Source organism: Streptococcus sp. Marseille-Q5855, from assembly GCF_946901985.1.
In the GTDB taxonomy this organism is placed as follows: Bacteria; Bacillota; Bacilli; order Lactobacillales; family Streptococcaceae; genus Streptococcus.
The window spans coordinates 180,323-201,581 of record NZ_CAMPPR010000004.1 but is presented as its reverse complement, the minus strand read 5'-3'; the positions used below and the strand labels follow the sequence as shown (position 1 = coordinate 201,581).

23 protein-coding genes, 1 pseudogene and 1 riboswitch are annotated in these 21,259 nt (G+C 39.8%); of the genes and pseudogenes, 20 read left to right on the top strand and 4 right to left on the bottom strand.

The window, feature by feature from the left end; all coding sequences use genetic code 11:
• Positions 1 to 105 precede the first annotated feature (105 nt).
• The 8 genes from OC529_RS06215 to OC529_RS06180 are packed head-to-tail and all read left to right on the top strand — an operon-like array spanning position 106 to position 5,497.
• Positions 106 to 666, top strand: a complete 561-nt coding sequence (locus tag OC529_RS06215; protein WP_125450744.1) for an ECF transporter S component — start codon at positions 106 to 108, stop codon at positions 664 to 666.
• Positions 667 to 2,052 (top strand): ATP-binding cassette domain-containing protein, encoded by a 1,386-nt coding sequence (locus OC529_RS06210; RefSeq protein WP_262081729.1) that lies wholly within the window; start codon positions 667 to 669, stop codon positions 2,050 to 2,052.
• A 1-nt stretch (position 2,053) separates the two neighbouring features.
• Entirely contained in the window at positions 2,054 to 2,704 is a 651-nt protein-coding gene (locus tag OC529_RS06205; protein ID WP_173213782.1) for an energy-coupling factor transporter transmembrane component T, read from the top strand.
• A 10-nt stretch (positions 2,705 to 2,714) separates the two neighbouring features.
• Positions 2,715 to 3,407, top strand: a complete 693-nt coding sequence (gene tenA / locus OC529_RS06200; RefSeq protein ID WP_173213780.1) for a thiaminase II — start codon at positions 2,715 to 2,717, stop codon at positions 3,405 to 3,407.
• A gap of 4 nt (positions 3,408 to 3,411) precedes the next feature.
• Positions 3,412 to 3,936 carry an energy coupling factor transporter S component ThiW gene (thiW, locus tag OC529_RS06195; RefSeq protein WP_125409352.1) on the top strand — a complete coding sequence of 175 codons (525 nt, stop codon included), beginning with the start codon at positions 3,412 to 3,414 and terminating at the stop codon, positions 3,934 to 3,936.
• A complete protein-coding gene (locus OC529_RS06190; RefSeq protein WP_173213778.1) occupies positions 3,936 to 4,739 on the top strand; it encodes a hydroxyethylthiazole kinase in 804 nt (267 codons plus the stop codon). Before thiW ends, OC529_RS06190 begins: the two co-directional genes overlap by 1 nt.
• Entirely contained in the window at positions 4,732 to 5,364 is a 633-nt protein-coding gene (gene thiE / locus OC529_RS06185; RefSeq protein ID WP_173213776.1) for a thiamine phosphate synthase, read from the top strand. The genes OC529_RS06190 and thiE overlap by 8 nt, the downstream gene beginning before the upstream one ends.
• 10 nt (positions 5,365 to 5,374) lie before the next feature.
• Positions 5,375 to 5,497, top strand: a complete 123-nt coding sequence (locus OC529_RS06180) for a hypothetical protein (RefSeq protein WP_262081728.1) — start codon at positions 5,375 to 5,377, stop codon at positions 5,495 to 5,497.
• Between the two features lie 75 nt (positions 5,498 to 5,572).
• Here OC529_RS06180 and thiD read toward each other — a convergent pair whose 3' ends face one another.
• Positions 5,573 to 6,364 (bottom strand): bifunctional hydroxymethylpyrimidine kinase/phosphomethylpyrimidine kinase, encoded by a 792-nt coding sequence (gene thiD / locus OC529_RS06175; RefSeq protein WP_173213774.1) that lies wholly within the window; start codon positions 6,362 to 6,364, stop codon positions 5,573 to 5,575.
• An 83-nt stretch (positions 6,365 to 6,447) separates the two neighbouring features.
• A riboswitch (TPP riboswitch) is annotated at positions 6,448 to 6,545 on the bottom strand.
• Positions 6,546 to 6,728: 183 nt separating this feature from the next.
• Between thiD and OC529_RS06170 the strand changes: the two genes are divergently transcribed.
• The 11 genes from OC529_RS06170 (at position 6,729) to manA (ending at position 17,076) form a co-directional block, all read left to right on the top strand.
• On the top strand, positions 6,729 to 7,124 hold the full coding sequence (locus tag OC529_RS06170) for a CopY/TcrY family copper transport repressor (protein ID WP_262081727.1): 396 nt from the start codon (positions 6,729 to 6,731) through the stop codon (positions 7,122 to 7,124).
• 10 nt (positions 7,125 to 7,134) lie between these two features.
• Positions 7,135 to 7,506 carry a cupredoxin domain-containing protein gene (locus OC529_RS06165; RefSeq protein WP_000935055.1) on the top strand — a complete coding sequence of 124 codons (372 nt, stop codon included), beginning with the start codon at positions 7,135 to 7,137 and terminating at the stop codon, positions 7,504 to 7,506.
• A 9-nt stretch (positions 7,507 to 7,515) separates the two neighbouring features.
• Entirely contained in the window at positions 7,516 to 9,759 is a 2,244-nt protein-coding gene (locus tag OC529_RS06160; RefSeq protein ID WP_262081726.1) for a heavy metal translocating P-type ATPase, read from the top strand.
• A gap of 206 nt (positions 9,760 to 9,965) precedes the next feature.
• A complete protein-coding gene (gene spxB, locus OC529_RS06155; protein WP_112443465.1) occupies positions 9,966 to 11,741 on the top strand; it encodes a pyruvate oxidase in 1,776 nt (591 codons plus the stop codon).
• Positions 11,742 to 11,995: 254 nt separating this feature from the next.
• Complete coding sequence (locus OC529_RS06150) at positions 11,996 to 12,343, top strand: VOC family protein (RefSeq protein WP_262081725.1); 348 nt, start codon at positions 11,996 to 11,998, stop codon at positions 12,341 to 12,343.
• Between the two features lie 307 nt (positions 12,344 to 12,650).
• Positions 12,651 to 14,219, top strand: a complete 1,569-nt coding sequence (locus OC529_RS06145) for a hypothetical protein (RefSeq protein ID WP_262081724.1) — start codon at positions 12,651 to 12,653, stop codon at positions 14,217 to 14,219.
• Positions 14,219 to 14,647, top strand: coding sequence for a DUF1430 domain-containing protein (locus tag OC529_RS06140; RefSeq protein ID WP_262081723.1), 429 nt, complete (start codon positions 14,219 to 14,221; stop codon positions 14,645 to 14,647). Before OC529_RS06145 ends, OC529_RS06140 begins: the two co-directional genes overlap by 1 nt.
• Before the next feature lies 1 nt (position 14,648).
• Positions 14,649 to 15,284 carry a putative bacteriocin export ABC transporter gene (locus OC529_RS06135; RefSeq protein ID WP_262081722.1) on the top strand — a complete coding sequence of 212 codons (636 nt, stop codon included), beginning with the start codon at positions 14,649 to 14,651 and terminating at the stop codon, positions 15,282 to 15,284.
• Entirely contained in the window at positions 15,281 to 15,472 is a 192-nt protein-coding gene (locus tag OC529_RS06130) for a hypothetical protein (RefSeq protein ID WP_000850052.1), read from the top strand. The genes OC529_RS06135 and OC529_RS06130 overlap by 4 nt, the downstream gene beginning before the upstream one ends.
• Positions 15,473 to 15,612: 140 nt before the next feature.
• The gene (locus OC529_RS06125) at positions 15,613 to 15,873 is read left to right on the top strand and encodes an SWEET family sugar transporter (protein WP_262081721.1); all 261 of its coding nucleotides are present in this window, start codon (positions 15,613 to 15,615) and stop codon (positions 15,871 to 15,873) included.
• 258 nt (positions 15,874 to 16,131) lie between these two features.
• Complete coding sequence (manA, locus tag OC529_RS06120) at positions 16,132 to 17,076, top strand: mannose-6-phosphate isomerase, class I (RefSeq protein ID WP_262081720.1); 945 nt, start codon at positions 16,132 to 16,134, stop codon at positions 17,074 to 17,076.
• A gap of 41 nt (positions 17,077 to 17,117) precedes the next feature.
• On the opposite strand, the gene OC529_RS06115 is transcribed toward manA, so the two are convergent.
• On the bottom strand, positions 17,118 to 18,458 hold the full coding sequence (locus OC529_RS06115; protein WP_173306780.1) for a sodium-dependent transporter: 1,341 nt from the start codon (positions 18,456 to 18,458) through the stop codon (positions 17,118 to 17,120).
• 234 nt (positions 18,459 to 18,692) lie between these two features.
• On the opposite strand from OC529_RS06115, the pseudogene OC529_RS06110 reads away from it, so the two are divergent.
• A pseudogene (locus OC529_RS06110) lies at positions 18,693 to 19,433 on the top strand (MerR family transcriptional regulator).
• A 41-nt stretch (positions 19,434 to 19,474) separates the two neighbouring features.
• On the opposite strand, the gene OC529_RS06105 reads toward OC529_RS06110, so the two are convergent.
• Together OC529_RS06105 and OC529_RS06100 are read right to left on the bottom strand one after the other, a co-directional pair.
• Entirely contained in the window at positions 19,475 to 19,996 is a 522-nt protein-coding gene (locus OC529_RS06105; protein ID WP_173306776.1) for a DUF1697 domain-containing protein, read from the bottom strand.
• A 48-nt stretch (positions 19,997 to 20,044) separates the two neighbouring features.
• Positions 20,045 to 21,217, bottom strand: coding sequence for an NAD(P)/FAD-dependent oxidoreductase (locus OC529_RS06100; RefSeq protein ID WP_262081719.1), 1,173 nt, complete (start codon positions 21,215 to 21,217; stop codon positions 20,045 to 20,047).
• Positions 21,218 to 21,259: the final 42 nt, after the last annotated feature.

Here is a 21,259-nt window from a genome sequence, read left to right as displayed (position 1 = left end):
ATCTGTAATTAGAGTTTTTTCTTTTACGAAACTGGATGAGGGTGATACAAAGCATTTAGGTAGGTCTCCTTGAATGCCCCACTTTTCTTTAAAAAGGAGTTTTTTATGTTGAAAAAATGGCAGTTAAAAGATGTTATCTTACTTGCTTTCTTGTCTATCTTTTTTGGTGGCGTTTTTGTGGGATCTGGCTATCTGTTTGATATCCTCACTCTGATTTTAGCACCTATTGGTTTACAGGCCTTTGCCAATGAAATCCTCTTTGGTCTCTGGTGTATGGCTGCGCCCATTGCTGCCATCTTTGTTCCAAGAGTGGGAAGCGCCACGATTGGTGAAGTGCTAGCTGCGCTTGCTGAAGTCCTTTATGGTAGCCAATTCGGTCTAGGCGCTCTTTTGTCCGGCTTGGTTCAAGGTTTGGGGAGTGAACTTGGTTTTATCGTAACCAAGAATCGCTATGAAAGTTGGCTCTCTCTAACTGCTAATAGTATTGGGATTACGCTTGTTAGCTTTGTCTATGAGTACATTAAGTTAGGTTACTACGCCTTTTCACTTCCTTTTGTCCTTTCCTTGCTTGTAGTACGTTTTATTTCCGTCTTTTTCTTCTGTACCATCTTGGTTCGTGCCATTGTCAAACTTTATCATCAGTTTGCAGCTGGAGGAAAAGCATAGATGGGTCTGGAATTACGGGAGATTCAGTCCCCAATTTTTTCGGAACCGATTGATTTTACTTTTCATGTACAAGCATTTACCTTGTTAGTTGGGAGCAGTGGTTCAGGAAAATCGAGTCTCTTTCAAATGATTGCCCAAGTCAGTTCTCTTCCCTATAGCGGTCAAGTCCTGATAAATGGGAGCGAGGTCAGTCAGCTTTCTATCATCGAACGTATCCAGACGGTTGGGATTCTATTTCAAAATCCCAATCATCAATTTACCATGGAGAACTTGTTTGAGGAGCTGGTTTTTACCTTGGAAAATATTGGGCATCCCGTTCAGGAAATTGATTCAAAAATAGCAGAGGTAGTCCAGCAATGTCGCTGCAAGGACATCTTGCACCGTCCCATCCATCACTTATCAGGTGGAGAAAAGCAAAAGACGGCCTTGGCTGTTCTCTTTGCTATGAATCCTAGGGTCTATCTATTGGATGAACCTTTTGCTTCCATTGACCGCAAGAGTAGGATAGAGATATTGGAGATTCTAAAAGAGTTGGTCTCTAAGGGGAAGACAGTTATTTTGTGCGACCATGATTTAACGGACTATGAAGCCTATATAGACCATATGGTAGAGCTAAGAGACGGACAACTAAGGGAAGTGTTTCAAATCCCTTCCTCTGAGATGACACAGGTTACTTCAAAGGAAGTTGCTTCTAGCCCGGAACTATTCCATATGGATCGAACGACTTGTGAGCTTGGTAATCGCCCCCTCTTTTCGATTGTGAATTTTACATTTTACCAAGGAATTTCCTGTATTTTGGGTGATAATGGTGTTGGGAAATCAACTCTCTTTCGCTCCATTCTTCAATTTCAAAAGTATAAGGGGCGCATTACTTGGAAGGGGACAGTCCTGAAAAAGAAAAAGAGTTTGTACCGTGACCTGACGGGTGTTGTTCAGGAAGCTGAGAAACAGTTTATCCGAGTCAGTCTGCGAGAGGAACTTCAATTAGATGGACCTGATTCTGAAAGAAATCAGCGAATTTTCCAAGCTTTACAATATTTTGATCTGGAGCAGGCTCTTGATAAGAGTCCCTATCAATTAAGTGGTGGCCAGCAAAAGATTTTTCAGCTCTTGACCATCTTGATCAGCAAGGCTTCTGTGATTTTGCTAGATGAACCTTTTGCTGGTTTGGATGATAGAGCCTGCCATTATTTTTGTCAGTGGATTGTGGAGGAGAGCAATCAAGGAAGAAGTTTTCTGATCATTAGCCATCGTTTGGATCCCTTGATCTCTGTGGTTGATTATTGGATTGAGATGACTAGTCAGGGGCTCAGTCATGTGAAAGAAGTGACCATTACCAAACCTCTCCCATCTCTGAACAATGATACTCAAGGGGAGGTGAGATAGTATGGTCAAAGTAGCAACCCAGACACCGATTATCAGTCTCTTTTTGCTGATTTTATCCTTGGAAACATCTTTTATTCCTTCGATTGCTCTTAATCTTTCGGTAGTCGCATTTTGTATTCTCTTTATGCTCTATTACCGTCGATTTAAAGTATTGGCTTGGATGATTCTGCTTGCCATTTTGCCATCCTTTGCCAACTACTGGGCAGTTCATTTGCATGGTGATGTTTCCCAAGCAGTTATACTTGGTACCAGAGCTTTTGTGACCGTTTGTATCGGCCTTGTCTTTGTTTCCTCTATTTCCCTAAAAGAGCTTCTTTTATACTTGGCTCAAAAGGGGTTATCACGGTCATGGGCCTATGCCTTGATTGTGGTATTCAATTCCTTTCCCCTTATCCAGAAAGAAATCAAGTCCCTAAAGGAAGCTTGCTTATTACGCGGTCAAGAACTACATTTTTGGTCGCCCTTGATTTACAGTAAGGTTTTGATGACGGTCTTTAGATGGCGCCATCTTTACCTGAGAGCTCTATCGGCGCATGGATATGACGAACATGCACAGGTGAAGAATAGCTACCGGACTTTTTATATTCCTCAAAGGACAATATTCATCTACCTGCTGTTCTTTTTATTGCTTCAAACCAGTCTATTTTTATAAAGGAGTTATTATGGAATTTACAGATATTGCGATGGAATTATCTAAGGAAGCTTGGCAGGCTTCCTTTCATCATCCCTTTATTTTACAATTACAAGAGGGAAATTTAGAACCTGCCATTTTCCGATATTACCTGATTCAGGATGCCTACTATCTGAAGGCCTTCTCAGAAATCTATCACCTTTTGGCTGATAAGACTTCAAACCAAGAGATGAAAAGACTCTTGAAACAAAATGCTCAGAGTCTAGTGGAGGGTGAGTTATTTATCCGCCAACAATTTTTCAAGGAATTGGAAATCAGCGATCAGGAAATGGAGCAACATCCAATCGCTCCAACCTGTTATCATTACATTTCTCACATTTATCGGCAATTTGCAGAGCCAAACTTGGGCATTGCCTTTGCAAGTTTGCTACCTTGTCCTTGGTTATACCATGATATAGGCAAATCACTTAATCTTAAACCATCACCAAATCCTCTCTACCAACAATGGATTGAAACGTATACTACGGATGAGTTAGAGCAACAGATCAGAGAGGAAGAAGCTTTGGTCAATCAACTCTATCGAGAAAGTGACGAGACAGACAAGAAAAAAATGCTAGATGCCTTCCACATCAGTGTTCATATGGAAGCCAAGTTTTGGGAAATGGCCTACCAACACCAGACATGGAAGAGCGATTTACAGTCTTTAGAAAAAGGAGAAGAATAGAAGCATGAGAAAGCACCAATTACAAGTTCACAAATTAACCATTTTATCTATGATGATTGCCCTTGATGTAGTCCTTACGCCTATCTTTCGGATTGAGGGAATGGCACCGATGTCCAGTGTAGTCAATATTCTAGCGGGAATCATGATGGGACCTGTTTATGCTTTGGTTATGGCTACAGTGACAGCCTTTATCCGTATGACGACTCAAGGGATTCCGCCTTTAGCTCTCACAGGAGCGACTTTTGGAGCCCTTCTAGCAGGTCTCTTTTATAAGTATGGTCGAAAATTTTATTTTTCTGCCTTGGGAGAAATTTTGGGAACAGGTATTATTGGTTCTATTGTTTCCTATCCTGTTATGGTACTCTTTACAGGATCAGCTGCTAAGCTTAGCTGGTTTATCTACACTCCTCGATTTTTCGGAGCAACCTTGATTGGTACAGCGATTTCCTTTATTGCCTTTCGATTTTTAATCAAGCAGGAATTCTTTAAAAAAGTGCAGGGATATTTTTTTGATGAAAGGATAGACTGATGCAGGAATTGACAAATCCTTTTCCTATAGGCTCTAGTTCCCTCATTCACTGTATTACCAATGAGATTTCTTGTGAGATGCTAGCAAATGGGATTTTGGCTCTGGGATGCAAACCTGTCATGGCAGATGACCCCCGTGAGGTTCTTGATTTTACTAAGCAAAGCCAGGCATTCTTCATCAATTTGGGGCATTTGTCAGCTGAGAAGGAAAAAGCAATCCGTATGGCAGCTTCTTATGCAACTCAAGTTTCTCTCCCAATGGTAGTAGATGCGGTTGGCGTAACGGCTTCATCCATTCGTAAGAGCTTAGTTAAAGACCTTTTAGACTATAGACCCACGGTCCTTAAAGGAAACATGTCAGAAATTCGAAGTCTTGTTGGCTTAAAGCACCACGGCGTTGGTGTCGATGCGAGTGCTAAAGACCAAGAAACTGAGGATTTACTTCAAGTCTTGAAAGACTGGTGTCAGACCTATCCTGGTATGTCTTTCTTAGTTACTGGCCCCAAGGACCTCATCGTTTCGAAGAATCAGGTCGCTGTACTGGGAAATGGCTGTGCAGAATTAGACTGGATAACAGGGACAGGAGACTTGGTTGGAGCTTTAACAGCTGTTTTTCTCAGCCAAGAAAAGACTGCCTTTGAAGCTTCTTGCTTAGCAGTCTCTTATCTCAATATCGCTGCTGAGAGAATAGTTGTTCAAGGAATGGGATTGGAAGAATTTCGTTACCGAGTACTCAATCAGCTTTCGCTTCTAAGAAGAGATAAAAACTGGTTAGATGCCATCAAAGGAGATGTTTATGAATAGAGAAGCACTTAGACTATATCTGGTAACCAATCGCTATCAAGATTCCGTGGAAAGCTTTATTGAAAAGGTTGAGACGGCCTGCCGTTCAGGGGTTACCATAGTCCAATTACGAGAAAAAAATCTCACAACCAATCAATATTATCAACTGGCAAAACAAGTCAAGGAAATAACAGATGATTATCAGGTACCCTTGATCATCGATGATCGGTTGGATGTTTGTCTTGCGGTTGATGCTGCTGGTCTGCATATCGGAGACGATGAACTACCAGTTTCGGTTGCCCGACAAGTCTTGGGACCTGAAAAAATCCTCGGTGTAACTGCTAAAACAATAAAAAGAGCTCTGGAAGCAGAAACATCAGGTGCAGATTACTTGGGGACAGGAGCCATTTTCCCAACCACCACCAAGGAAAATGCGCCCATTACTCTGATATCGACCTTGAAAACAATTTGCCAAACGGTTGACATTCCAGTAGTTGCTATCGGAGGCTTGACTTCAGAGAACATTGACCAACTTATGGGCACGGGCATAGCTGGAGTAGCTGTAGTGCGTGATTTGATGCAGGCAGAAGATATAGAGGCAAAAACGCAAGTCTTTTTAACAAAGTTGCATGACATTATTTCCTAACTAATACTCAATGAAAATCAAAGAGCAAACTAGGAAGCTAGTCGCAGGTTGCTCAAAGCCCTGCCTTGAGGTTTTAGATAAGACTGACGAAGTCCGTTCAAAACAGTGTTTTGAGGTTGCAGATGGAAACTGACGTAGTTTGAAGAGATTTTCGAAGAGTATAAAAACTCTCTAATTCCCTTAAAGTGGGAACTAGAGAGTTTTTTTCTTAATCTTTAAAAGTTGTATGGTTGACTGGGCCAGAACCATGACCAAGTTGAGGAGCGTCTTGAATAGCTTTTGTGATAAAGGCCTTGGCCTTATCAACTGCCTGATAAAGGCTTTTTCCCTTGGCTAGTTCAGCCGTAATGACTGCAGCAAAGGTACATCCAGTACCATGGGTGTGACAGGTTTGAATTCGTGGACTTTCCCAGACAAATTGCTCATCCTTGGTAAAGAGGAAATCCTTGGCACCACCTTCGAGATGGCCGCCTTTGATAACAACAGACTGAGGACCAAACTCTTTTAAAATCAGGTGACCGGCACGCTGCATGTCTTCGGGGTCATGGATTGAAAAACCAACAATCTCTTCTGCCTCAGGAAGATTTGGCGTAATAATCGTTGCTAGAGGTAGTAAGTTTGTTTTGAGATAGTCTCTAGCACTTGAGTCGATCAAGGCATCTCCACTAGTCGCTACCATAACTGGATCTAAAACATAGGGACAATCCAGCTTTTTAAGATAGGGCTGGATGATTTCCATAATTTCGGTAGTTGCCAACATTCCAGTTTTTACAGCCTGAGGTGGAATATCCGAAAAGACACTGTCCAATTGGGCTTTCAACATTTGAGGAGAAACGTGCTCGATTAATTGAACGCCTCTGGTATTTTGAGCGACAAGACTGGTCACAACGGCCATTCCATAGACATCTCTCGCTTGGAATGACTTTAAATCAGCCATAATGCCAGCACCGCCACTTGGGTCAGTTCCTGCAATGGTCAAAGCAACGGGTAAATAAGTCATCTAAAACCTCCCAACCAACTGAAGTTTGTATTCTTAAGAACAAGCTAATCTGTTTCAGGAAGGCAATAGAAGACTGCTAGTCCCCATTATCATTTCCACTTCCATCAGCTAGCATTACCTAGATTGAGTCAAAGGGTCTAACAGTTGTTAATCTCAGCTTTACGCACCCCTAGTGGTTGTTTTCTTTTTTCTTTAGTATAGCATATTTTTATTGTTTATATAGTAATATTTGACTGCAAATCGCTTTTCAAATGATTAAAATCCTATTTTTCGACAAAAAGATTGATTTTATGATTGACGAATGTAGATTTTGATAGTATACTAATAACTGTAATCGACAAACGTAGATTTAGGAGGTGTGATTATGCAGATTTCAGATGCAGAATGGCAGGTCATGAAGATTATTTGGATGCAAGGAGAGCAGACCAGTACGGATTTAATCAGGGTTCTGGCGGAGCGGTTCGACTGGTCCAAGTCAACCATTCAAACTCTTTTGGCTCGTTTGGTTGAGAAAGAGTGTTTGACTCGGAAAAAAGAAGGCAAGTCTTTTGTTTATTCAGCCCTTTTAACTTTGGACCAAAGTCGGGATTTACTTGTCCAAGACATCAAGGACAAGGTTTGTTCCCGTAGGATTAAGAACTTGTTGGCTGATTTGATTGCTGAATGTGATTTTACTTTGGCTGACTTAGAAGACTTGGAAGCTGTGATTTCTAAGAAGAAATCAAGTGCTGTAACAGAAGTAAAATGTAATTGTATGTAAAGGAGACGTCATGTTAAATAGTATTGTAACCATTATTTGTATTGCCCTTATCGCGTTTATCTTGTTTTGGTTTTTCAAAAAGCCTGAAAAATCTGGACAAAAGGCCCAGCAAAAAAAGGGCTACCAAGAGATTCGAGTGGAAGTCATGGGAGGCTACACTCCTGAGTTGATTATCCTCAAGAAATCAGTGCCAGCCCGCATTGTCTTTGACCGTAAGGACCCGTCACCCTGTCTGGACCAAATTGTTTTTCCAGACTTTGGTGTACATGCGGACCTGCCAATGGGTGAAGAGTATGTAGTGGAAATCACGCCTGAGCAGGCTGGAGAGTATGGTTTCTCTTGTGGCATGAATATGATGCACGGTAAGATGATTGTAGAATAGGAGAATGATATGACTGAAATTGTAAAAGCAAGTCTTGAAAATGGTGTTCAAAAAATCCGTATCACGGCAGACAAAGGCTATCATCCAGCCCACATTCAACTGCAAAAAGGAGTTCCTGCTGAGATCACCTTTCACCGTGTGACACCTTCAAACTGTTATAAGGAAATTCTGTTTGAAGAAGAAGGCATCTTAGAACCAATCGGCGTAGATGAGGAGAAAGTCATTCGTTTTACACCTCAAGAATTAGGCCAACATGAATTTTCTTGTGGTATGAAGATGCAAAAGGGGAGTTATACAGTTGTTGAGAAGACTCGAAAATCTCTATCACTTTTACAGCGTTTTTGGATTACTAGTATCTTTACTGTGCCTCTTGTGATTCTCATGATTGGGATGTCGACAGGAGGAATTAGTCACCAAGTCATGCGTTGGGGAACCTTTTTAGCCACAACACCGATTATGCTAGTAGCAGGTGGTCCTTATATCCAGAGTGCTTGGGCTAGTTTTAAAAAGCACAATGCCAACATGGATACCTTGGTTGCTCTGGGAACCCTAGTGGCCTATTTCTATAGCTTAGTTGCCCTCTTCGCTGGTCTCCCCGTTTACTTTGAAAGTGCTGCATTTATCTTCTTCTTCGTTCTTATGGGAGCCGTTTTTGAGGAGAAAATGCGGAAAAATACTTCCCAAGCTGTGGAGAAATTGCTGGACTTGCAGGCTAAAACAGCAGAAGTCTTGCGTGAGGATAGCTATGTCCAAGTTCCTTTGGACCAAGTCAAGGTAGGAGACCTGATTCGAGTGCGTCCCGGTGAAAAGATTGCTGTTGATGGTGTCGTAGTAGAAGGTATCTCTAGTATTGATGAGTCTATGGTGACAGGTGAGAGTCTGCCTGTGGACAAGACAGTTGGAGATATTGTGATTGGTTCAACCATCAATAATAGTGGAACGCTTGTTTTTAGGGCAGAAAAAGTTGGTTCAGAGACAGTTTTGGCTCAGATTGTCGATTTTGTGAAGAAAGCTCAGACCAGTCGTGCGCCGATTCAGGACTTGACGGATAAGATTTCAGGCATTTTTGTCCCAGCAGTTGTCATTTTAGGGATTGTGACCTTTTGGATTTGGTTCGTCTTGCTCAGGGATAGTGTAGTCGTGCTTGGAGCGAGTTTTGTCTCTTCTCTTCTCTATGGGGTGGCGGTTTTGATTATCGCCTGTCCTTGTGCCTTGGGGCTCGCAACACCGACAGCCCTTATGGTGGGGACAGGACGCAGTGCCAAGATGGGAGTTCTCCTCAAAAATGGAATGGTTCTACAGGAAATCCAGAAAGTCCAAACTATTGTCTTTGATAAGACTGGAACTTTGACGGAAGGGAAGCCTGTGGTAACAGATATCATCGGCGACGAAGTAGAAGTGCTTGGATTAGCAGCCTCCTTGGAAGAAGCTTCTCAACACCCACTGGCTGAAGCCATTGTGAAACGAGCGAGTGAAGCTGGACTTGAGTTACAAACTGTTGAAAATTTCCAAGCCTTGCACGGAAAAGGTGTCTCAGGGCAAATCAATGGAAAACAAGTTCTGCTTGGAAATGCTAAAATGCTGGATGGCATGGATATTTCTAGCATTTATCAAGAAAAACTAGAAGAACTGGAAAAAGAAGCTAATACAGTTGTGTTCTTGGCTGTTGAGAATGAAATCAAAGGCTTACTTGCTCTGCAAGATATTCCTAAGGAAAATGCTAAGCTTGCCATCAGTCAGCTAAAAAAACGTGGTCTTAAAACAGTCATGCTGACAGGAGACAATGCTGGTGTGGCGCGTGCGATTGCGGATCAGATTGGAATCGAAGAGGTCATTGCAGGTGTTTTGCCAGAAGAAAAAGCCCATGAAATCCATAAACTACAAGCGGCTAGCAAAGTAGCCTTTGTTGGGGACGGTATCAATGATGCTCCTGCGCTCAGTGTAGCAGATGTGGGAATTGCTATGGGAGCTGGAACAGATATTGCCATAGAGTCGGCAGATTTGGTTTTGACAACCAATAACCTTTTAGGAGTGGTTCGTGCCTTTGACATGAGTAAGAAAACCTTTAATAGAATTCTGCTCAATCTTTTCTGGGCCTTTATCTACAATGTCGTTGGAATTCCGATAGCAGCAGGAGTCTTTTCAGGTGTTGGACTGGCCCTCAATCCAGAACTAGCAGGTCTAGCTATGGCCTTTAGTTCTGTATCTGTTTTGACCAGTTCTCTTCTGTTAAACTTTACTAAAATAGACTAAAAGTAATGACTGGATTTCTTTGTTATAAAACAGGAGTGACAGCACTTTCAAAACTGTATTAGAATAGAGAATAGAGAGTTTTGAGCAGATTTTTAGAAAAGTCAACATAAATATGATACAGTGGAATAGTAAAAGTTTGGAGAACGTTTCCAATTCTATGTAATCGTATTCTCCAAATCTAAAAAAATTGAAGGAGAGTTATCACTATGACTCAAGGGAAAATTACTGCATCTGCAGCAATGCTTAACGTATTGAAAACATGGGGCGTAGACACAATCTACGGTATCCCATCAGGAACACTCAGCTCATTGATGGACGCTTTGGCTGAAGAAAAAGATATCCGCTTCTTGCAAGTTCGCCACGAAGAAACAGGTGCTCTTGCAGCGGTTATGCAAGCTAAATTCGGTGGCTCAATCGGGGTTGCAGTTGGTTCAGGTGGTCCAGGTGCGACTCACTTGATTAACGGTGTTTACGATGCAGCTATGGATAACACTCCATTCCTAGCGATCCTTGGATCACGTCCAGTTAACGAACTCAACATGGATGCTTTCCAAGAATTGAACCAAAACCCAATGTACAACGGTATCGCTGTATACAACAAACGTGTAGCTTACGCTGAGCAATTGCCAAAAGTTATTGACGAAGCTTGCCGTGCTGCAGTTTCTAAAAAAGGTCCAGCTGTTGTTGAAATCCCAGTAAACTTTGGTTTCCAAGAAATCGACGAAAACTCATACTATGGATCAGGTTCATACGAGCGTTCATTCATTGCTCCTGCCTTGAACGAAGTTGAAATCGACAAAGCTGTTGAAATCTTGAACAACGCTGAACGTCCAGTTATCTATGCTGGTTACGGTGGTGTTAAAGCTGGTGAAGTGATTACTGAATTGTCACGTAAAATCAAAGCACCAATCATCACAACTGGTAAAAACTTTGAAGCCTTTGAATGGAACTATGAAGGTTTGACAGGTTCTGCTTACCGTGTTGGTTGGAAACCAGCCAACGAAGTGGTCTTTGAAGCAGACACAGTTCTTTTCCTTGGTTCAAACTTCCCATTTGCTGAAGTTTACGAAGCATTCAAGAACACTGAAAAATTCATCCAAGTTGATATTGACCCTTACAAACTTGGTAAACGTCACGCCCTTGACGCTTCAATCCTTGGTGACGCAGGTCAAGCAGCTAAAGCTATCCTTGACAAAGTGAATCCAGTTGAATCTACTCCATGGTGGCGTGCAAACGTTAAGAACAACCAAAACTGGCGTGATTACATGAACAAACTCGAAGGTAAAACTGAGGGTGAATTGCAATTGTACCAAGTTTACAATGCAATCAACAAACATGCTGATCAAGATGCTATCTACTCAATCGACGTAGGTGACACTACTCAAACATCTACTCGTCACCTTCACATGACACCTAAGAACATGTGGCGTACATCTCCACTCTTTGCGACAATGGGTATTGCCCTTCCTGGTGGTATCGCTGCTAAGAAAGACAATCCAGATCGCCAAGTATGGAACATCATGGGTGATGGTGCATTCAACATGTGCTACCCAGACGTTATCACAAACGTTCAATACGACCTTCCAGTTATCAACGTTGTCTTCTCAAATGGTAAATATGCCTTCATCAAGGACAAATACGAAGACACAAACAAACACTTGTTTGGTTGTGACTTCTCTAATGCTGACTATGCGAAAATCGCTGAAGCGCAAGGAGCTGTTGGATTTACAGTTGACCGTATCGAAGACATCGATGCAGTTGTCGCAGAAGCTGTTAAATTGAACAAAGAAGGTAAAACTGTTGTGATCGATGCTCGCATCACTCCACACCGTCCACTTCCAGTAGAAGTACTTGAGTTGGATCCAAAACAACACTCAGAAGAAGCAATCAAAGCCTTCAAGGAAAAATACGAAGCAGAAGAACTCGTACCATTCCGTCTCTTCTTGGAAGAAGAAGGATTGCAATCACGCGCAATTAAATAATTTCTCTCGCCGAAAATCAAAGATAAATTTATAGACTTCTTTATTAGCTTACTGCCGACGATTCCATCATTGAAACCATAAATTTCAATGATGGAATCTAGTGTGGAGCCTAGAAAAAGTCCCAAAGGATTTTTCGTAGTTTGATGAGCAAATATTTGCCATCAAACTTGGTTTCACCTTGTTTATTCTTTGATTTTCATAGAGAGAAACTTGAAAAGATCGGAGCAATCCGGTCTTTTTATGGAGAATAGTAAATGAATTTAAATCAATTAGATATTATCGTTTCAGATGTTCCCCAAGTCTGTGCTGACTTGGAGCGTATTTTGGATAAAAAGTCCGATTATGTTGATGACAGTTTTGCTCAGTTTACGATTGGCAGTCACTGTCTGATGTTGTCCCAAAATCATTTGATTCCTTTGGAAGATTTTCAGTCAGGAATCATTCTTCATATCGAGGTTGAGGATCTAAATCAGAATTACCAACGTTTAAAAGAGATTGGTGTCGGGATTTTACACGGTATTTGTGAAACGGATTGGGGAACAGAGTCCTTATTAGTTAAAGGTCCTGCTGGTCTAGTGATTGATTTTTATCGTATGAAATAAGGCGCTTAGTCATTTGAAGATAACCTTAACCATTCTTAAAACAGAAATTGAGAATATGAACTATTGAAAGATCGGAGCAATCCGGTCTTTTTAATATAAAGAAATTGCATATAAATAGTTGACAGCGTTTTCCTAAAATTTTATAATAAAAATATAAAAGCAGAAAATAAGATTGATATGGAAAGGAGAAGTATGATTAAACAGCTGTAGTAAGTGAATTTTCTTATTTCACTGGAACTTGGGATTGAAATATCTCCATGAATAGATAGAGAGCAACCTTTTTAAATATTGTAGAAAGGAGTAGTCTATGTATAACATACTAAAACGAAGCCTTGCAACTTTTTCCTTTGTTTTAATTGCTTTTGTTAGCCTTTTCTTTATTAGCCAATATAAAAGTGAAATGTTGGGTGGATACAGTAAGATGATTTCTGTAGAGAAATCTACTACTACCATTAAGAAGGATTTAGAAGAGATTGCAAAAGATAAACAGAGTGTTTTAGCTCGTAGGATTGTTTCTGTAAAGGATAATGTTAGGGGAAAGACAGAAAATACCTATATACCAATTGGAGGTGAACTACCTGTAGATTTACCATTACAACAAGATCAAAACCTAATCCAAAATGCATCTGATGATACCTTATATTTGATTGTAAGAGGAAACTTAAGTGCACAGGAACTAGCACAAACTTTAAACCAAAAAGGACATCAAGCAATTGTTGAACAATCAAGTTCTGGTTTGACTTTGTTAAAGGTATTTTTGACTTATCCTCAATCGATTACTTTTACATTAGTTTTGATAATTGCTTTTGGGACTCTGACACTAGCTGACTACATAGCCAAACTGCGTTCTGTAAGTATAGAACGATTGTCAGGTAGAGGGAAATATCAAATTGCTTTGAGAAATATTAGCAAAGATAGCATTTTCTTAATATTGATAGCAAGTATAGTTTATTTAGCGACAGTTTTATTCTTATTCTCTACTAGAACTGTAAACATTTTGTCCTTAAGTCTAGTATTTTATCCTTTGCTTTCTTGGTTATTTCTTTTACTTTTTTTAAATTTCTTTTTATCAAATATTTTTTACCATATTTTACAAAAGCAAGCTCTTAATCTATCCATAAAAGGTAAGGCACCTTTGCATCTTGTGTTCATTTTGGTTATTTTGACGCAGTTACTATCTCTTTTAATCGTGATGTATAGCGTTTATGGTGTTGTTAACTTAAATCAACAATTGTCAACATTACAAGTGGGACGAGATGAATGGAGTAAGCATTCTAATTATTTTGCTACTAATGAATTATATACTGGAGAGTCAAATAAAGACAGAGAAGCAGAAGTAGCTTTTTATTCAGAACTTAGTCAAAAAACAAATCTCCTTTATATAGATACAAATTTAGATAGAATTGCTTTTCAAAAGAATTCTTCAGCTAATTCTTATTATCCTACCCCAGATATGGTATCAAATGAAATTCGTGTGAATCGACGTTTTATTGAAACAAGTGGCATTCAGTTGAGTATGGAAGCTCAAGTATTCTTTGAACAAATGGGAGATTTTGATCGTCTCGTTTTAATACCTAAGAATCAAGAATCAAACTTTTCAGAATTACATAAGGCTTGGTTGCGATATGAACAAAAAGGCTTTGCTCCAGACGATGCTCCTGTAAAAAAGAAAGATCCTAATGAGAAAATTGAGATAGCCACTTATCAAGGCGGTGAAAATCTATTTGTTTACCCAATCTTTACTTCGGCTAATTACTTAGTGAATCAAAATGCTTTTGTTCATGAACCAATTATTACTGTGTTTGGCTCTGCTTATGAAATAGAACAATTCGCCAATTTTCTTTGGCACATTATATTTTTGATAAACCCGAGGTAGTGAAAGAATTGATTTCTAAATACAAGTTAACAGCTAGTATTGGTAGTTTTTCAAATGGAATGTATTCATTTGAAAATAGAATTCAAAAAGTAGAGACAGATAGATTTATATTATTTTTTGCGATGATGATTAGTTTTGTGAGTTCCATTTTATTGATGGTGTTACTAAACACTCTTTACCTCTATCAAGAGCGCAAAACTTATTTCATTGAGAGATTAGCAGGTAAGTCACTTTTTGAAATTCATCATGTTTATTTTTCAATTTTATCTAGTAGCTATATTTTTTGTACTTTATTGTCGGTAATATTAGGCTTTAATTTGTTTGTGATTTCTATTCCTTTGCTCTCATTGCTATTATTTACAGGAATTTTTCTTCTTCAACTGAGACAAGATAAAAAGGCTAATATTTTATATCTAAAAGGAGGTTAGTATGATTGAATTGAAAGATATTTGTAAACAATTTGATGATTATGTTATTTTTAAAGACTTTAATTATCAATTTCATGAAGGTCAGACCTATGCTTTGATAGGTGAGTCTGGAGCAGGCAAAACAACTCTTTTAAATATTATAGGTAAATTAGAAACTGTCCAAAGTGGCTCAGTAGAAGTTGATGGTAAGGACTTAAAACAAATTAAGGAAAAAATCTATTTTAAGGATTATGTAAGCTACTTATTTCAAAATTATGGTTTAATTGAGAATAAGAGTATTAAAGATAATTTAGAACTTGCATTTATTGGGAGAAAAGAAAGTAAAAAAGAACAAGAAGCTCTTATGAAAGAAGCCTTAGAGCATGTTCATTTACAATTAGATTTAAAACGTAAGATTTTTACTCTTTCAGGTGGTGAAGCGCAGCGTGTCGCAATTGCTAAAATAATGTTGAAAGATTCCCCAATAATCTTAGCAGATGAACCAACAGCCTCTCTTGATAGTAGGAATAGTCGTGAAATTATTGACCTTATTCTTGGATTACGAAATGAAAAACGTACGATTATTATTGCAACTCATGATAGTAGTGTATATGAACGAATGGATCAGGTTGTAGAAATTAGAAAGGAAAAGATATGAAAACAAAATTTAGTTTAACAACAATTTTTTTCCAAGTAATGATTTTTGGTTCTTCTCTCTTTGTAATACTGACTCAGTTTGGCTTACTGCGTCAACCTACAAAGCTAATTATACAGATGATTTGCTTACTAAGTTTGTTATCTTTAGCTATTGCGATTTGGAATTATGTACGTGAAGAAAAAGACTGAACAGATCGGAGAAATCCGGTCTGTTTCTTATTACAAGACTGTGATAGTTTACATTTTTATAATAAAAGTCTTAAATTCTTGCTTGTTTTTGTATTAAATTATAAAATAGAAAGTATAAAAGAATAAAAGAGGTTTTGAAAATGTCTGAAAAACAAATGAAAGTGTTGGGTTGGGCAGCGACCTTTATGTCTGTTATGATGTATGTGTCATATTTCCCACAAATCATGAATAATCTTGCCGGTCAAAAAGGCAACTTCATTCAACCCCTAGTCGCAGCTATCAACTGTAGTCTCTGGGTTTACTATGGTCTTTTCAAGAAGGAAAGAGATGTTCCACTTGCAGCTGCTAATGCACCAGGTATCGTTTTTGGTTTAGTAACGGCTATCACAGCTTTGATTTAAAAAGAAGACTGCTTTCAGTCTTTTTATTTTATGAAAATAGATGCTTCATTAAAGTAATTTTTGAATGAGAGTTGAGGGAAAAAGTCCAGTTACAGCTAGCTTTACGAGAGTCTTTTATGTTCGTCTCTATCAAAGAAAAAAGTATATCGTTACTATTTTTATAAAATCTTCTCCCTACTTTATAAGATGTTAAAAAGAGTTCAATTCGGACTCTTTTTTTGCTATAATGAGGGGAGAAAAATCAGACAGGAGAAGAAGATGTCAGAACCATTATTTTTACAATCAGTTATGCAAGAAAAAATCTGGGGTGGAACCAAGCTACGTGATGAGTTTGGCTACGACATCCCAAGTGAAAAAATCGGAGAATATTGGGCCATCTCAGCCCACCCAAATGGTGTCTCTAAAGTTGCCAATGGTCGCTTTGAAGGAACAGATCTAGCTACTTTATATGCAGAGCACCGTGAATTGTTTGGCAATCGTCCAGAACCTGTATTTCCACTGTTGACCAAAATCCTCGATGCCAACGACTGGCTCAGCGTCCAAGTTCACCCAGACGATGCTTACGGACTCGAGCATGAAGGCGAACTCGGAAAAACAGAATGCTGGTACATCATCGCTGCGGATGAAGGTTCAGAGATTATCTACGGTCACAATGCCAAGTCAAAAGAAGAACTTCGTCAGCAAATCGAGGACAAGAATTGGGATGACTTGTTGACAAAAGTACCAGTTAAAGCTGGAGATTTCTTCTATGTACCAAGTGGCACCATGCACGCTATCGGTGCAGGCATTTTGATTCTTGAAACCCAGCAGTCTAGCGATACCACTTACCGTGTCTATGACTTTGACCGTAAGGATGATAATGGCAACTTGCGTGAACTTCACCTTGAAAAATCTATCGATGTCTTAAATATTGGCGAGCCTGCCAATAGCCGTCCTGTGACTGTCAAAGCTGATGATTTACGCTCAACTTTACTTGTCTCTAATGATTTCTTCGCAGTTTACAAGTGGGAAATTACTGGAAAAGTTGACTTCGAAAAGACAGCTGACTACAGCTTATTCAGTGTTTTAGCTGGTCAAGGTCAACTGACTGTTGACGGAAAAAACTATCCAATCCAAAAAGGTAGTCACTTTATCCTACCAAGTGATGTTGAAGCTTGGACTCTGGAAGGGCAAGGTTTGGAATTGATTGTTAGTCATCCATAAAAAAAGAAAGGGCCTGAGTTTACTACTCAAGTCCTTTTTGATTACATAAATTGGGCGATGAAGACCACGATGATGATGATTGGAATGATGAAACGAAGAAGGAAGAGCCAGACTTGGAACAGTCCCTGTTTCCATGCTGTTTCATCGAGATGGAGTTCCTCCATTGCAAGAGCCTTTTTAAAGATATAGCCTGTAAAGAGTGAAAGGCAGAGAGCTCCAAATGGCATGAGGAGATTGGAAACCAAGAAGTCCATAGCGTCAAAGAAGGTCTTCCCAAAGATGTGAACATCCGCCATAACACCGTAAGAAAGGGCTGAAGGAATTCCAAAGACAAAGGTCAAGATTCCCAAAATGGCACTCCACATGGCACGCTTGCTGTTGTTCTGATTGGTGATATTGCCTACATTGATTTCCAGCATCACGACGGAAGAAGTGACTGTCGCAAAGAGGAAGAGCAAGAGGAAGAGGATGTAGAAAATGGTTCCAAAAGGCATCTTGTCAAAGAGTTGAGGCAAGACGATAAAGAGCAAGCTCGGTCCCCCTTCAGACTGGATATTGAAGGCTGACATGGCTGGGAAAATGGCGAGACCTGCCATGATGGATACCGAGATATTCATGGCTACAATGGAAATCCCTGACTGAACCAGATTGGTTTTCTTGTCCAAGTAAGAAGCATAGGTCAACATGGCTGTAACTCCTAGTGAGAGGGCAAAGAAAGATTGTCCCAGAGCATAGAGGAGACCAGCACTGGTCAGTTTTGAAAAGTCTGGTTTGAGGAAGTAAAGAACCCCTTCCATGGCATTTGGCAAACTGAGAGAGCGCCCGATGATGACGACAAAGATGATAAAGAGCAGGGGCATCATGACTTTCGAAGCTCTTTCAATCCCTTTTTGAACCCCACGTGATACAATGAAGATATTCAATAAGATAAAAGCAGCTTGAGCTCCTAGGGCAATGGCTGGATTGGAAATAATATCGGTAAAGAGCTGAGCATAGTCATTGGTAATGCCTAGGTGGAGAGCTTTACCGATAGCGATACCTAAATAAATGAAGACCCATCCTCCAATAACACTGTAGAAAGATAAGAGGATAAAGAGGGCAAAGGCACCAATCCAACCGATAAAGTTGTACTTACTATTCTTGCCTAGTTTTCCAAAGGTTTTGATAGCTGAGACACCAGCACTTCGGCCGAGAGCAAATTCAGCCAGCAATAGGGGGAAACCGATTAGAATAGTGGAGATGAGAAAGACCAGTAAAAAGCCACCTCCACCGTTAGCAGCAGTCATGTAAGGGAATTTCCAAACGGCTCCAAGTCCGATGGCTGAACCAGCAGATGCTAGGATGAAGCCCAGTTTAGAACCCCATTGCGATTTTTCAGACATAGTTAAACTCCTAAAATTAGTGTTACAAAAGAAAAAGCTACTGCCCTTGGCAAATAGCCTCATCAGTACTCAAAGTGAGCGTTTCTTTTGATTGATAGACTTGACTATCCTATCATGTTTTCTAAGGTCTGTCAAGAAAACCATTTTCATGTTATGATAAAGTAAAAAATTTCGCAAAAACGCTTGACTCTGACCTAAGGGGAGGGGTTATACTATCATTGTAAGGAGGAAATCATGTACCATATAAAAGAAGCTGCGCAGCTTTCGGGCGTCTCCGTCAAGACCCTGCACCACTACGATAAGATAGGACTTTTGGTTCCTTTAAAGTCGGAAAACGGCTATCGAACCTACAGTCAGGAGGATTTGGAACGCCTTCAGGTCATTCTTTATTACAAGTATCTAGGTTTTTCTTTAGAAAAAATAGCAGAGCTATTAAAGGAAGAAAGGACTGATTTATTGCCCCACTTGACCAGACAGTTGGACTATTTGACTTGAGAAAGGCAACATCTGGATACCTTGATTTCCACCTTGCAGAAAACTATTCAAGAACAAAAAGGAGAAAGAGAAATGAGCATTCAAGAGAAATTTGCTGGATTTAACTACCAAGACCATCAAAAATACCACCAAGAGGCGGTAGAGAAATATGGACAAGAAGTCATGGACCAAGCGCTGGAGCGCCAGAAAGGTCACGAAGACGAGGCTACGGCTGCCTTCAACCAAGTTTTTCAAGCCTTGTCACAAAATCTTCAAGCTGGTCTACCTGTAACAGCAACAGAAAACCAAGAAGAAGCTGCTAAACTCTTGCAAGCCATTCGTACTTATGGATTTGACTGCTCTATTGAGGTATTCGGTCATATCGGTAAAGGCTACGTCTATAACCCAGAATTTAAGGAAAACATTGACAAATTTGGATCTGGAACAGCCCAGTACACATCAGATGTGATTGCCCACTATGTCCAAAATCAGACAAAATAAAATCGGAGGAGTGATCTTCCGATTTTTTCTAAATTCAAGCACTACTTGCTTAATAATTTTTCTACTACATTTAGTTTTCGCATGGTCAAATCTACATTGAAAAGCTTTTCAAGATAGTTAGTACTGAGCTTTTTTCGTTTTGCAGTTCTAGGGAGATAGAGATAGAGACAGTGGTTACCGACACAAATTTCTTCTTCGCTGTAATCAATTTTTAATTTTTCTAAAGGGAGACTTTGAATAGCTTCTTGATAAAAAATCACGTGTACACGGTCATAAAGATAGTGTTCTCTAAACGGATTTTCTTGGACAATGTTTTTAAAAATATCCTTATTCTTAATGATTATTTTGAGATTGGCTCCAATCTTTTCCTTTATTAGAGTATGAACACGTTCTCGTATTGTTTCGAGAGCTAAGTTACTTTCAAGAATAATATTTCCACTTTGAATATAGGTTCGAACTTGTTGAAAACCAGCTTCTGTCAAGATATCTACTAGATAAGACATTTTAGGGATAGCATTTTTTCCATTAGGAGTAACTCCCCTTAACAAGATAATATGTTCCAAAGGGCTTCCTTTCTTTTGGGGTAGATTGTTCCATTGAGTAATGTATATTTAGATTAGATTTGATCCCGCAACCCAGCCAGTACAGAGGGCAGAAGTGATGTTAAAGCCACCTGTGTGGGCGTTGATATCCATGACCTCGCCAGCAAAGTGGAGGCCAGGTACCAGCTTACTTTCCAGAGTTTTAGGGTTGATTTCCTTAAGACTGACGCCACCCTTGGTAACAAAGGACTTGGCGAGGGACATTTTACCAGTCACAGGGATTTTGAGGGACTTGATAGACTGGAGCAGTTTTTCACGTTCCTTTTCAGTCAGTTGTTTGACTTTGTCAGGATAGCCTTGTACAAAAAATTCTGCCAAGCGTTCTGGTAACAAGGTTTTTAAGGCATTTTTTAGAGATTTTTCCCTATTTTCTTCTAGAAATGCAACCAAGTCCTTTTCAGAAAGTTGGGGCAAAACGTCCAGTGAGAGAACCTCCCCACCCTTTACAAAGCTAGCCATACGTAGGGCAGCAGGACCTGACAAACCAAAGTGGGTAAAGAGGAGGTCATGAGTGATGACATGTTTGCCATAGCTTAGGGTCACATCATCCAATGAAATTCCCTGCAAGGCCTTGTGTGGAAAATCTGTTAATAAAGGACTTTCAGCGGCTTCAAGTTCGGTAATGGTATGCTTAAAATGACGGGCAATCTCGTGACCAAAACCAGTCGAACCAGTCGAAGGATAAGATTTACCACCAGTTGTGACAATGAGTTTCTCACAAGTGAAGGTTTGGTCAGCTGATTTAAGGACAAACTGGTCATCTATTTTTTTAACCGAAACAATTTCTGTTTGAGTAGCAACTTGACCACCGAGCTCAGTGATTTTCTTTTCCAAGGCTTCGATAATGGTACGAGACTTGTCACTAGTAGGAAAGACGCGGCCGTGGTCTTCGACCTTAAGTTTAACCCCATTTTCTGTAAAAAAGTTAATGATGTCATGATTATCAAACTGGGAGAAGACACTGTATAAAAAGCGTCCATTTCCAGGAATTCCAGCTAGCAGGTCGTCCAAACTACCATTGTTGGTTACATTGCAACGACCACCACCAGTACCAGCTAATTTTTTTCCGAGTTTCCGATTTTTTTCGATGAGAAGAGTTTTCTGACCATAAAAGCTACTGGAAATGGTAGCCATCATGCCCGCAGGCCCTCCACCGATGACAATAGTATCAAAATGTTTCATAGATCTATTGTACCACAAAAAACAAGAGATGCTCGACATCTC